The organism is Achromobacter sp. GQ309, from assembly GCF_059759315.1.
Genome location: NZ_JCAXDP010000003.1, coordinates 457,262 through 469,283 on the forward strand (window position 1 = coordinate 457,262; position 12,022 = coordinate 469,283).

Consider the following 12,022-nt stretch of genomic DNA (forward strand, 5'->3'; position numbering starts at 1 on the left):
CGCCACGACAGTTGAGGTTCCCGCGTATGCGCCTGTTGTTCCTGGTGCTGTTCGTGCTGCTAGGCTTGATCCAATACCCGCTGTGGCTGGGTAAGGGCGGCTGGTTCAAGGTCTGGGATCTGCAACGCCAGGTGGCGGAGCAGCGCGAGACCAACGAAGGCCTGCGCGCGCGCAATGCCGCGCTTGAGGCCGAAGTGCGCGATCTGGAAGGCGGATCGGGAGCCATCGAGGAGCGGGCGCGCGGAGAGCTGGGCATGATGCGGGACGGCGAAGTGTTCGTGCACATCCTGCCCCAGAATACCCAGCCGCCCGCCGGCGCCTCGCTTTCCGCCGAAGCGCCGCCCAAACCTGCCGTAACCGGCACCCCGGCGCGCGCAAATGCGCCGGCTGCCCGGCCTGCGTCGGCCGCGCCCACGACCCGGCCTGCTTCGACGACGGCCACGCCCCGGCCCGCGTCGGCAACGCCTGCCAGACCCGCCGCCACGACCGGCGCCAACAATTCAAATTCCACCGCCCGGCAGTGATGCCTGGCGGTTTTTTTTGTCCTGGTAGCGTCCCGGCCTAACCTGGGCCGCAGCGCAACTGCCGGCATTCCCCATACACCACGCCTTTCGGATGGGGCCGCTTGCGCGCCCAGTCGACCGGATGCGTGTGCATTTCGTGTTCCAGTTCGACCACGATGGGCAGAAGGCCCTGGGTCAGCGCGTGGCCGTTATACGTGCCATCCTGCCGGCCCAGCAAGGCAAGCAGTGCCCGCAACGGCGGCAGCAGTGGCTTGTGCAAATACGTCAGGCGCAGCTTGAGCGTGTTGGCCAGGAAGATGTCCTGGCCGCCCGGGCGTGGTGGTCGGCGGGCATGCTGCAGATCCTGGTAGCCGTTGTCGATGGTCCGTAGGCCCGGCGCGCCAGCCACCTGCAGGTCCGGCCGCCCGTGCTCGCGGAACGACTGGTCGTCGGGCCGCAGCACTTCAATGCGCCAGGGCGGGGCCCCCATCAATGCCTTCAGTGCTGCCATCGCGCCATCCCGCCGTTCAATGGCGCCGGCCGGGCCGCTGGCGCTCGCATGCAGCGGCAGCAACGCCTGCAGAAAGGCCGCTCGCAGCCGGGCCGGGTCGCCATGGCCCGTGGCGCCGGCGCGCGCCGCTTCCATCAGCGCCAGGTGTGCCATCTGGCGCGCGCCGTGCCACCGCGCGGCCTCGACGCACAGCAGGCCCAGCAGCAGCACGATGGCGCCTGCCACGGCGAACTCGAGGGCGGCGGCCCCGTGTTGCCGGCGTACGGTGCGTAAGTCGCAAGAAAAAATTAAGGCGGTCATGGCTGCGCAGTGTGGCGCGCCCATGACCGCCTGTCGATAAGGACAATCCGGCGTGACAAAAACGTTCCAGCGGGCTTGCCGCCGGGACGCATCAATCATCAATGCACGGTGGGAGGCTCATCTCCGGAAGACGTCTGGCTCGCCGAGAACAGCGCCGCGCAGTCGACCGTATCGAACTTGTAAGGCTTGCCGCAGAAATCGCAGGCCACGTCGACCTGGCCGCGCTCTTCCAGGATGCTGTTGACCTCTGCTTCGCCCAGCGAACGCAGCATGTTCGCCACGCGCTCGCGAGTGCAGGGACAGTGCCAGCTCACCGGCTGGGGGTCGAAGGCGATGAGCGTTTCTTCCCAGAACAGGCGATGGATGAGCGTGTCGATGTCGGTGGCCAGGATCTCGTCGCGCTTAAGCGTGCCGGCCAGGGCGTTGATGCGTTCCCAGGTTTCGGCGGCCACCTGTTCGGTCAGGGCGCGGTCGGTTTCGCCGCCGCCGTGGTGCGGCAGGCGCTGCAGCAGCATGCCGGCCGCGTGGTCGGCGTCGGCCGACAGCCACAGGCGCGTATCCAGTTGCTCCGAGGCCTTCATGTAGTGTTGCAGGGCTTCGGCGACGGTCTCGCCTTCGAGCGGCACGATGCCTTGGTAGGCCTGCTGGCCGGGCAGCTTGCGCTGCGGGTCCAGCACCACGATGAAGCGTCCATTGCCGCCGGGGTTCAACAGGCTTTGCATGTCGCCGGTGCTGGGCACCTCGTGGCCTTCGCGCATCTTGACTGTGGCGCGCAGGCTGAGGTCCGAGCGGCATTCCACCACCAGCAGGGCGATGGGGCCGTCGCCCTGAATCTGCAGCACCAGCGAGCCATCGAACTTGATGTTGGCGGCGAGCAGGGTGGATGCCGCCACCAGTTCACCCAGCAGGTCGGTGATGGCGGGCGGGTAATCGTGGTTGGCCTGGACGGCCTTCCACGTGTCAGACAGGCGCACCGCTTGGACGCGGACGCTGCGGTCTTCGGTAAGGTATTTTTTGAGCTGATCGGTCATAGCGGAATGTTAGCCGATCGCGGGGGGGTATTCCCCCTGCTGGCAGCAGGGGTTGGGGCACTTGCGGGGGCCCTCGGGGGAGCCGTCAGCCGATGCGTTTCAAGGCCGTCTTGTACTGTTGGCCGCGCGCCACGTAATGGGCGGTGTTCTTGTGCATGTTGGCGATTTCCTCGGCGGAAAGCTCCCGCACGATCTTGCCAATGCCGATGACCAGCGAATTGTCCGGAATGACCCGGTCTTCGGGGATGATCGCCCCGGCGCCGATCAGGCAGTTGCGGCCGATGACGGCATTGTTCAGGACGATCGCCTGCATGCCGACCAGCGCCCCTTCGTGGATGGTGCAGCCGTGCAGCATGGCCTGGTGGCCGACGGTGACGTTCGGGCCGATGGTCATGGGACAGCCCGCGTCGACGTGCAGGACGCTGGATTCCTGGATGTTGGTGCCTTCGCGGATCAGGATGGCGTCGTTGTCGGCGCGGATCGATACATGCGACCAGATGCTGACGCCGGCTTCCAGCGTGACGTTGCCGATGAGGTCGGCGCTGTCGGCCACGTAGGCCTGCGGGTCGATGCGGGGGATCAGGTCGTTGAGCTGGTAAATGGCCATGCCTAGGTCTCCGTTTGCCGCGCCGGGGCGGCTACGGGCGCGCCAACGTCGGTCTGGGGCGCGCTGGCCTGCGCGCGTTCTGCTTCACGCTCGCGCAGGATGCGCCGCTGGATCTTGCCCGTGGTGGTCATGGGCAGTTCGTCCACGTATTCGATTTCCTTCGGGTATTCATACGGCGCCAGGCGCTCGCGCACGTGCTCCTGAAGGTTTTCGGTGATTTCGCCTCGGTCCCGGAGGGCAAATTCCGGCGTCAGCACCACAAAGGCCTTGACCACCGCCCCGCGCTCGGCGTCCGGCTTGGGCACCACGGCGGCATTGGCCACGGCCGGGTGGCCAACCAGGCAGCTTTCGATTTCACCCGGGCCGATCCGGTAGCCGGCCGACTTGAATACGTCGTCGGCGCGGCCCGCATACCAGAGGTAGCCGTCATCATCGACGGTGGCGAGGTCGCCCGTCAGGCACCAGTCGCCCTTGAATTTGGCCAGCGTGGCGGCCTCGTTGCGCCAGTAACCCAGGAACAGGACCGGGTCCGGAAAACCGTGGATGTCCAGCCGGTTGACCGCGATCTCGCCCGTGGCGCCCGGCGCGACCGGCGTGCCGTCGTCGTCCAGCACCGCCACATTGTGGCCGGGATACGGGCGGCCCATCGAGCCGGGTTTGGCGGGCCAGCGTTTGTTGCTGTTGCCCACCACGTAGTTCATTTCGGTCTGGCCGAACATTTCGTTGGGCGTCACGCCCAGCGCCGTCCGGCACCAATCGAACACCGTCTCGCCCACGCTTTCGCCGGCGCTCATGATGGAGCGCAAGGCAAGCTGGTAGCGCTGGCGGGGCTCTGGCACCGCCTTCATCATCATCTTCAGCGCGGTGGGGAAGAGGAACGTATTGGTGACCTGATAACGTTCCAGCAGTTCGAAGGCGCGTTCCACGGAGAAGCGTCCGCGCGTGCCCACGATGGGGTGGCCGAAATACAGCGTGGGCAGCAGGGCGTCCATCATGCCGCCGGTCCAGGCCCAATCTGCGGGCGACCAGAACACGTCGGCGGGCTTGGGAAACCAGTCCTGCGAGGCAACGAAGCCCGGCAGGTTGCCGATCAACACGCTGTGGGGCAGCAGCGCGCCCTTGGGGGCGCCGGTGGTGCCAGAGGTGTAAAGCAGGATGGCCGGATCCGACGAACGGGTCTGCACGGCCTTGAATTCGTTGGGCTGGCGGGCCAGCAGGCTGCGCCATGGCAGCACACGTTCGTCGGCAAAGCCGATGCCAATGACCTGCTGCAGGGCGGGACAGTGTTCGATGACGGCCAGCAAATTGGCGCTGGAGGCGTGGTCGACGATGGCGACGCGGGCTTCGGCATCGCACAGGCGGCTTTGCAGCGCTTCGGGGCCGAAGAGCGCCGACAGGGGCAGGACCACCGCGCCGACGCTGTAGATGGCCATATGAGCGACCACGGTTTCCGGGCGTTGCCCCAAAACCACACCGACCCGGTCGCCCTTGCCCACGCCCATTTTCACCAGGCCGTTGGCGAGCTGATTGGCGGCTTCCGCCAGGCGGGCGAAGGTCCAGACCTCGCGGTTGCCGGACTCATCTTCGTAGTAGATGGCAATGCGCCGCGCATCCGGACTGCTGGATGCCCAGCGGTGGCAGCACGCTTCCGCAATGTTGAACTGGGTGGGCACCAGCCAGCGGAATGATTGGTAGAGCGCCTGATATTGGTCGTTCATGGCCCTATGTTGTAAGCATGTTGCGGCGTGAACGGGTCATATCGCCCGTTACTCAGGTGCAAGCATGACCTAGAGGGGCGTGAACTGCAATATCCCCGTTGCGTAACGGGGACGCATACGGGTTATCACGGATGCTTGCCTTGCCGGCGCAGCGCGGAGGGCAGGGCGGGCAGCGTCAGGGACCGCGGCGGGCGGTTGGCCGGATCGCGCTGGCGTTCGGCTTGCAGCACCGCCCAGTCCAGAAGCTGGAGCTGACCGTCGTGCGTTTCTGCCAGCGCCGACAGGCTTTCGACCCAGTCGCCGTCATTGCAGTACAGGATGCCGCTCACGTCGCGCAGTTCGGGCTTGTGGATGTGGCCGCAGACCACGCCGTCCAGCCCACGCCGCCGGGCTTCGCCGGCCAGCGCCTCCTCGAAGTCGGTGATGAACGACACCGCGTTCTTGACCTTGTGCTTCAGGTATTGGGACAGCGACCAGTAGTGCATGCCCAGCCGATGGCGAAGGCGGTTGAAATGGTGGTTGACCCACAGCGCAAACTGGTAGAGCCCATCGCCCAGGTGCGCCAGCCAGCGGCTGTGCTGGATGACGCCGTCGAACTGGTCCCCGTGCAGCACCAGCAGCCGCAGCCCCTTGGCCGTGACGTGCACGTCCTCGTCCAGGACCTCGATGTCGCCAAAGGCGAATCCGGCGAACTCGCGGGCGAATTCGTCATGGTTGCCCGGGATGAATACCACGCGAGTGCCATTGCGGGCTTTGCGCAGGATGCGCTGGATCACGTCGTTGTGCGCGCGGGGCCAGTGCCAGTGCTTGCGCAACTGCCAGCCATCGACGATGTCCCCGACCAGGTACAGGGTGTCCGAGTCGTTGTGATCCAGAAAATCGAGCAGGAATTCCGCCTTGCACCCGGCAGTGCCCAGGTGAATATCGGAAATCCACAGGGCGCGCCAGTGCGTCGGTTGGATCTCGTTCACGGTCGCTTCCCTGTGGGCTGTGGTCATGCTTGAGAATGAGACCACCTACCGATGACGCGCGCGTGACGAATCCATGACGCGGTTGTGACGGCGCGCGCGGCCAGGCAGGCGCACGCACCACCCGTCCAGCGGATCAGGACTGCCCGGTGGCCTTCTTGCCCTTCAGGCGCTTCCACAGCCCGCCGCCCAGCGCTGCCGCGGCCAGGATGCCGACCTTGGCGAATTTGGCAAGGAAAGCCGCGATCACCGCGAACAGGCCGAGCTTCTTGGCGGCGACGCCCGCCACCAGCGCCGCCAGGCCATACTCGGCGACCTTGTCGCTCGAGGCATCGAAATCGGCGTAGCGCTTGCCTTCCACGTAGTGCAGGTTGTCCAGCAGCGCCAGCACGGCGGCCTTGTCCGTGGGCACCTTGTTCTTTTCGGTGATCAGGTCCAGGGTGATGTAGCCGTCGCGGCCCAGCGCGTAGGTGTTGTAGTTGACCGTGGCGTCTTCCTCCGCGGCGGCGTCCTTGTGCTTGGCGGCCACCGACCAGACCAGTCGCTGCGTATTGCTGTCGTACTTTGGCGCCTCCACCCAGCCGCCCACCGTCAGCTCCGGAAAACCGCGCTTCCTGCGTTCCTCGTTGGACGCCTCGGTGCCTTCACGCAGGCTGTCCAGCAGTTCGTTGACGTTCCAGTTACGGGCGTCGTCGTCCTTGATGTAGCCGGCCTTGTCGAAATTGACAGTGACGACCCAATCCTCGTCGTCGCTCTTGGGCATCACGACGCCCAGCAGAGAAGGATCCTTGCCGTTGCCATAGGCCTGCATCAACCGGTCGGCCTGCGGGCGCGGCACGAAAAACATGTTCTGGGGCAGCTTCAGCGTGGCCTGGTCGCCCAGTGTCACGTCGGTCGGCCCTTGCCGGGCGGCGGCGAAGGCGGCCTTGGAAGCCGCTTCGATTTCCTGCTGGGCCGATGCGTTTTGGGCGGACGCGCCTGCGTGCAGGAACAACAGCGCGCTGGCGAGGGCCAGCGACAGGCGGGAAAGGAATGCGCGCATGGTGAGAATGAAGCCGTAAATTAAATGGGGCCTCATTGTCCGGGCGTGCGGCTGTCATCTTTCTGAACAGGCGAGCGAAATAGCGGGCGGCTTGGCAAGCATCAAACGGCGATACCGGCCGCGCGCCGCCGAGCGTGCCGGTCAGCGCGCTTTCTTGGCCTGCGGCGCGTTGCGCAGGCGCGTGCCCAGGATCCGGTCGTGCAGGAACTGACCGTCCGGGTCAAACCACGACCAGATGAAGATGGCAAAGGGGGCCGCCACGATGAACATATCCACGGACGGCCAACCGGTGGCCAGCGCCGCGCCCCAGACCACGGCGGCGCCTGCCAGCACCAGCGGCCAGGCCAGGATGTAGCGCAGGATCAGCAGGCCGGTTGACGGCGTGTTGCCGTGTCGGTCCACCAGCCGGATGTTCCAGGTCTTCATGGGCAGCGTCTGGCCGCGGCGGCGCCAGCACAGCACGAAGTAGGCGCCGATCGCCACGAACAGCCACGCCTGCCGGGCGGCCCGCAATTCCAGCGCATTGCGGCTTTGGGTGAGGGTATCGAGCAGGTAACCCGCGAGGAACACGACGCCGAACAGCAGGACGGCTTCGTACATCATGCAGGCAAACCGGCGCAGCCGATTGGGCGTCTCGTCGAGGTGGGCGTCATTCATGGACGCGTATTATCCATAAATTGTTGCCCGCACGCCGGTGGAGGTGTGTGCCCCCCACGCCGCGCGCGATACGCGCTTGCTGCCCTCGAGGGGGCTGCCCCGCCTTCGGGCGGCCGGGCGGCGGGGCAAACCCTTGCCACTGCCGCTTCGGCGCGGCGTTCGCGCAAAAAAAACCCGCCGGTGAGGGCGGGTCTATAAAAGGGGCTATGCAGCCCCCAAGGGGAAAATCGTTAGGCCCGAAGGCCTGAGCCCAGCTTAGGCAACGGAATGCGCGTTCTTGGCGCTCGTCTTGCCGGCCAGAGCCTTGATGCCGTGGGCCAGCTTGCGCAGGCCTGCAGCCAACGCCCGCATCGGATGCGGGCGGAATTGTTCTTCGATAGCCTGGAGCATCAGTTGACGCTCGAGTTCGTCGGTCAGGCGAATGGTGTTGTTCGGGTTGATCACAATAGCCTCCACGGGCTTGCACAGTTGTTTGCTACTAGGGATAACCCGGATTATAGGGGTTTACCCTGAAACTATGCAAGAGGCCGATTCAAGCTGGTGCAACCTGGCAACACCTTGGTGCTGATGATGCCCCAAAACCGCGCGGCCGGGCACCATAAGCAAAGATAGGCGCCGCATGTTGCGGCGCTTTTACAACGTGGGGTGCCGGCGGAATCAAGGAAGGGGCGGCCCCCGCGGCATGTGCCGCAGGGGGGAGAACGCACTCAGGCGTCGCGGTAGCCGGCGGCCACCAGCTCGAAGCCGAACAGGCGGCAATCGAGCGCGCCGTTGTGCAAGGGGACGCGCCGCTTGGGCTTCAAGCGCATCTGGTTGGGCAGCGTCAGGTCGCTGGTAATGACGTGCAGCTCCCACCCCGCAAAATTGCGTTTCAGGCAGGTGGCCCAGTCACGCCACAGGTCGGCGTCCTGCTCCGCGCCCATGCGCTCGCCGTAGGGCGGGTTGGTGACGATCCAGCCGTGGTCGGCGGGCGCCGTCACGTCGCGGGCGTCGCCCACTTCAAAACGGATCGAGTCGGCCGTCAGCCAGGCGCGCTCGGCGTTGTTGCGGGCGTATTCGATGGCCAGGGGATTGAGGTCGTGGCCGACCAGCGGCGCGTCCAGCTGCGGCAGGATGCGGGCGCGGGCGTCTTCCTTCAGGTCGCGCCAGCGGTACGCATCGTGGTCACGCAGACGTTCGAAACCGAACGGGCGCGAGATGCCCGGGGGCACGCCCAGCGCGATCCAGGCCGCTTCGATCAGAATCGTGCCGGAGCCGCAGAAGGGATCCAGCAGCGGCGCCGCCGGATCCCAGCCCGCCAGCGCCAGCATGCCGGCGGCCAGGTTTTCGCGCAGTGGCGCCTCGCCTTTGTCCAGGCGCCAGCCGCGCTTGAACAGGGATTCGCCCGACGTATCCAGGTACAGCGTGGCCGTGTGACCCGTCAGGAAAAGATGCACGCGCGCATCGGGGCGTACCGTGTCGATGCTGGGGCGCTCGCCTTCAAGCTCGCGCAGGCGGTCGCAGATGCCGTCCTTCGCGCGCAGGTTGCAGTACTGCAGGCTCTGCACCGGGCTCTTGATGGCCGAGGTGTCCACGCGCAGCGTCTGTTCGGCGCCGAACCAGCGTTCCCAGGGCGTATCGCGGGCCAGATCCAGGATGTCGTCTTCGTGCGAGATCTCGGCGTGCGCCACCTGCACCAGGATGCGGGTGGCCAGACGCGAGTACAGGTTGGCGCGCTGGATGCCGGACCAGTCCGACGTGAACGAACAGCCGGCCCGGCCTGCCTTGGCATCTTCGTAGCCGAGGGCCTGCATTTCGGCGGTCAGCGCTTCTTCCAGGCCTTGGGGGCAGGGGGCGAAGACGGTGAAGGTTTCAGCTTGACGCGGCTCGCGGGGACGGCGGCTGCGGACGTCGACGCGGGGGGCGGCGCGCTCGCGTGGGGCATCCCAGTCGTGATCTGCATCGGCTTCGTGCGCGGAATCGGATTGCTGCGCGTCGTCGGATGCTGCGGTGTGGTCGGGCTCTTGCGCGAATTCGGGGGCGGGGCCGTCGTCTTCGAACGGATCGTAGAAACGGCCGGCCGGCGTCGCCGGGGCAATGTACTGGTCGTCACGCAAGCGCGGCGCGCGCTGCGGCGTGCGGCCTGCGCGCGAGTCGGGTGCGTCATCGCGGCGGCTGTCATCGCGGCGGCCGTCGTCACGGCGCCCGTCGCCACGGCGGCTGTCGTCCGCGCGGGTGCGGTCCGAAGCGCCACGGCGCGCCGAGGGACGGTCGGATTGGCCGCGATCGGAAGGACCACGGTCGTACGGGCTACGGTCGGACGGACCGCGATCGTACTGGCCGCGCTCGGCCTGTCCGGGGCGTGACTGACCAGACCGCGACTGCCCCGAACGCGACGACGTGCCGCGAGCGGGCGCATCGCGACCCGCGCCGGACGGCCTGCGGGCGCTGCGGGCCTCTTCTTCCTGGCGCCGCTGGTAGCCCTCGGGGTCCTTCTGGCGTTCGGTGTTGTCGCGGGCGCGCTCGATCTGCGCGACCAGGCGCGCGCGGGCGCCGGTGCGGGTGCGTTTGGCAGCGCCCTCGGCTTGGGCGTCGCGGGCCGTTTTCTTGATCGTCAGCGTCTTGCGCGGGCGGTCCTGTTCATCAGAGGACATACGAATCCTGGCGAATGTGCAAAGGTAGGGGTATCAGAAGGGTTTGACGACGACCAGCGCCACCACCACCAAGAGCAGCAAGACGGGAACTTCGTTGAACCAGCGATAGAACTTGTGCGAACGGGTGTTCTTGCCCTGTTCGAACTTGCGCAGCATGAGGCCACAGGCGTGATGGTAGCCGATGACGAGCAGCACGAAAAAGAGCTTGGCGTGCATCCAGCCATTGCCCGGGCCCACGCCGATGCGGTAACCCACGTACAGCCACATCCCGAAAATGATGGCCACGACCGCCAGGATGGTGGTGAAGCGGTACAGGCGGCGCGCCATGCCGAGCAGCGTTTCCTGGACAGCAGTGTCCGAGGTCTGCGCCAGATTCACGAAGATGCGCGGCAGATAAAACAATCCGGCAAACCAGGAAGCGATGAAGACGATGTGAAAGGTCTTGACCCAGAGCATGGCCATGGCGCGATCCGATGGAGGAAAGCCGCATTGTATGCGCGCCGGTGTGAGCCGCAGACGCCTGCCGTTTACACCTCCCGTCAGCCGGACGCCCTCAGATCACGTACAAATCCATATATTCGTGGACCGGCATCGCTTCCAGCGTCTCCTGATCCAGCGACGCCGCCAAAATGCGCTGCTGCTGACGCGGTGGAAACACACGGGCCAGGTTGGTGCGGAATTTGGCCTCCAGCAGCGGAATGCCGTCGGCGCGGCGGCGCTTGTGGCCGATGGGGTATTCGCAGACGATTTCATCCAGCGCCGAGCCGTCGTTGAACTGCACGGTCAGTGCGTTGGCGATCGAGCGCTTGGCGGGGTTGTGATAATCGCTCGTGAACGCGGGGTCTTCGATGCAGACGATCTTGGCGCGCAGCGCATCGATGCGCGGATCCTGCGCGATCTCATCTTCGTAGTCGCCCGCGGTCAGGCGCCCGAACAGCACCGGAACGGCCACCATGTACTGAATGCAGTGGTCACGGTCGGCAGGATTGTTCAGTGGTCCCTTCTTGTCGATGATGCGGATGCACGCCTCGTGCGTGCGGATCCGGATCTGCTTGATGTCGTCGGCGCTTTTGCCCAGGGACTTGAGCAGACCGTGGAGCTGCATGGCGCATTCCACGGCGGTCTGCGCGTGAAATTCAGCGGGAAACGAAATCTTGAACAGCACGTTTTCCATCACGTAGCTGCCATAAGGCCGCTGGAACTTGAACGGCTGTCCCTTGAAAAGCACGTCGTAAAAGCCCCAGGTCTTGGCGGTCAGCACCGATGGATAACCCATTTCGCCGGTACGCGCGATCAGCGCCAGACGCACCGCGCGGCTGGTGGCATCGCCGGCCGCCCAGCTCTTGCGGCTGCCGGTGTTGGGGGCGTGTCGATAGGTGCGCAGGCTCTGGCCGTCGACCCAGGCAAGCGACACCGCGTTGATCACTTCGTCACGGGTCAGGCCCAGCATCTGCGCGACGACGGCGGTGGACGCCACCTTGACCAGCACGACGTGGTCCAGGCCGACCTTGTTGAAGGAGTTTTCCAGCGCGATGCAGCCCTGGATTTCGTGTGCCTTGATCATGCCAGTCAGCACGTCGCGCATGGACAGGGGCGGCTTGCCCGCCGCGACCGCCGTGCGCGACAGCCAGTCGGCTGTGGCAAGGATGCCGCCCAGGTTGTCGGACGGGTGGCCCCATTCGGCCGCGAGCCAGGTGTCGTTGAAGTCCAGCCAGCGGATCATCGTGCCGATGTTGAACGCGGCCTGGACCGGGTCAAGCTGGAACTGCGTGCCGGGCACCTTGGCGCCTTGCGGCACTACGGTGCCCGGCACGACCGGACCCAGCAGCTTCTTGCACGCCGGATATTCCAGCGCTTCCAGGCCGCAGCCCAGCGTGTCGATCAGGCAGTTGCGCGCGGTCTCGTACGCCAGATCGCTGCGGACTTCGTAGTTGAGCACGTAGTCCGCGATATCGGCCAGGACCTGGTCGGGTTCGGGACGGACGTTCGAGATCGGGGCAGACATAGCAGTACCTCTTCGGAAAAGTGAATACAGGTGGCCATGCCGCGCCC

The 12,022-nt window shown here is 66.0% G+C and carries 12 protein-coding genes; 1 reads left to right on the forward strand and 11 read right to left on the reverse strand.

The annotated features are described in order from the left end of the window. Positions 1–26 precede the first annotated feature (26 nt). The gene (gene ftsB / locus AC6CIE_RS11505) at positions 27–524 is read left to right on the forward strand and encodes a cell division protein FtsB (RefSeq protein ID WP_175122908.1); all 498 of its coding nucleotides are present in this window, start codon (positions 27–29) and stop codon (positions 522–524) included. 37 nt (positions 525–561) lie between these two features. Here ftsB and AC6CIE_RS11510 read toward each other — a convergent pair whose 3' ends face one another. From AC6CIE_RS11510 to AC6CIE_RS11560, 11 genes are all read right to left on the reverse strand, one after another. After that, positions 562–1,338 (reverse strand): TadE/TadG family type IV pilus assembly protein, encoded by a 777-nt coding sequence (locus tag AC6CIE_RS11510; RefSeq protein ID WP_498092249.1) that lies wholly within the window; start codon positions 1,336–1,338, stop codon positions 562–564. Positions 1,339–1,412: 74 nt separating this feature from the next. Continuing rightward, positions 1,413–2,345, reverse strand: coding sequence for an Hsp33 family molecular chaperone HslO (gene hslO / locus AC6CIE_RS11515; RefSeq protein WP_175184269.1), 933 nt, complete (start codon positions 2,343–2,345; stop codon positions 1,413–1,415). An 85-nt stretch (positions 2,346–2,430) separates the two neighbouring features. Then, positions 2,431–2,952 carry a gamma carbonic anhydrase family protein gene (locus AC6CIE_RS11520; protein WP_175122905.1) on the reverse strand — a complete coding sequence of 174 codons (522 nt, stop codon included), beginning with the start codon at positions 2,950–2,952 and terminating at the stop codon, positions 2,431–2,433. Positions 2,953–2,954: 2 nt separating this feature from the next. Then, a complete protein-coding gene (locus tag AC6CIE_RS11525) occupies positions 2,955–4,670 on the reverse strand; it encodes an acetate--CoA ligase (RefSeq protein WP_498092250.1) in 1,716 nt (571 codons plus the stop codon). 125 nt (positions 4,671–4,795) lie between these two features. After that, positions 4,796–5,668 carry a UDP-2,3-diacylglucosamine diphosphatase gene (locus AC6CIE_RS11530; protein WP_175122903.1) on the reverse strand — a complete coding sequence of 291 codons (873 nt, stop codon included), beginning with the start codon at positions 5,666–5,668 and terminating at the stop codon, positions 4,796–4,798. A gap of 106 nt (positions 5,669–5,774) precedes the next feature. Further along, on the reverse strand, positions 5,775–6,680 hold the full coding sequence (locus tag AC6CIE_RS11535) for a DUF2167 domain-containing protein (protein WP_498092251.1): 906 nt from the start codon (positions 6,678–6,680) through the stop codon (positions 5,775–5,777). Positions 6,681–6,821: 141 nt separating this feature from the next. Further along, a complete protein-coding gene (locus tag AC6CIE_RS11540; RefSeq protein ID WP_175122901.1) occupies positions 6,822–7,337 on the reverse strand; it encodes an RDD family protein in 516 nt (171 codons plus the stop codon). A 255-nt stretch (positions 7,338–7,592) separates the two neighbouring features. Beyond that, a complete protein-coding gene (locus AC6CIE_RS11545) occupies positions 7,593–7,781 on the reverse strand; it encodes a hypothetical protein (protein ID WP_498092252.1) in 189 nt (62 codons plus the stop codon). A 263-nt stretch (positions 7,782–8,044) separates the two neighbouring features. Continuing rightward, positions 8,045–9,433, reverse strand: a complete 1,389-nt coding sequence (locus tag AC6CIE_RS11550) for a THUMP domain-containing class I SAM-dependent RNA methyltransferase (protein WP_498092403.1) — start codon at positions 9,431–9,433, stop codon at positions 8,045–8,047. 570 nt (positions 9,434–10,003) lie between these two features. Further along, positions 10,004–10,432, reverse strand: coding sequence for a CopD family protein (locus AC6CIE_RS11555; protein ID WP_175122899.1), 429 nt, complete (start codon positions 10,430–10,432; stop codon positions 10,004–10,006). Positions 10,433–10,523: 91 nt separating this feature from the next. Continuing rightward, a complete protein-coding gene (locus AC6CIE_RS11560; RefSeq protein ID WP_498092253.1) occupies positions 10,524–11,975 on the reverse strand; it encodes a bifunctional 2-methylcitrate dehydratase/aconitate hydratase in 1,452 nt (483 codons plus the stop codon). Between the last annotated feature and the right edge of the window lie 47 nt (positions 11,976–12,022).

Coding starts and splice junctions, on each gene's coding strand:
- AC6CIE_RS11510 (WP_498092249.1), bottom strand. CDS start 1,338: ATGGGCGCGCCACACTGCGCAGCCATGACCGCCTTAATTTTTTCTTGC.
- AC6CIE_RS11520 (WP_175122905.1), bottom strand. CDS start 2,952: ATGGCCATTTACCAGCTCAACGACCTGATCCCCCGCATCGACCCGCAG.
- AC6CIE_RS11530 (WP_175122903.1), bottom strand. CDS start 5,668: ATGACCACAGCCCACAGGGAAGCGACCGTGAACGAGATCCAACCGACG.
- AC6CIE_RS11525 (WP_498092250.1), bottom strand. CDS start 4,670: ATGAACGACCAATATCAGGCGCTCTACCAATCATTCCGCTGGCTGGTG.
- hslO (WP_175184269.1), bottom strand. CDS start 2,345: ATGACCGATCAGCTCAAAAAATACCTTACCGAAGACCGCAGCGTCCGC.
- AC6CIE_RS11540 (WP_175122901.1), bottom strand. CDS start 7,337: ATGAATGACGCCCACCTCGACGAGACGCCCAATCGGCTGCGCCGGTTT.
- AC6CIE_RS11535 (WP_498092251.1), bottom strand. CDS start 6,680: ATGCGCGCATTCCTTTCCCGCCTGTCGCTGGCCCTCGCCAGCGCGCTG.
- AC6CIE_RS11560 (WP_498092253.1), bottom strand. CDS start 11,975: ATGTCTGCCCCGATCTCGAACGTCCGTCCCGAACCCGACCAGGTCCTG.
- ftsB (WP_175122908.1), top strand. CDS start 27: ATGCGCCTGTTGTTCCTGGTGCTGTTCGTGCTGCTAGGCTTGATCCAA.
- AC6CIE_RS11555 (WP_175122899.1), bottom strand. CDS start 10,432: ATGGCCATGCTCTGGGTCAAGACCTTTCACATCGTCTTCATCGCTTCC.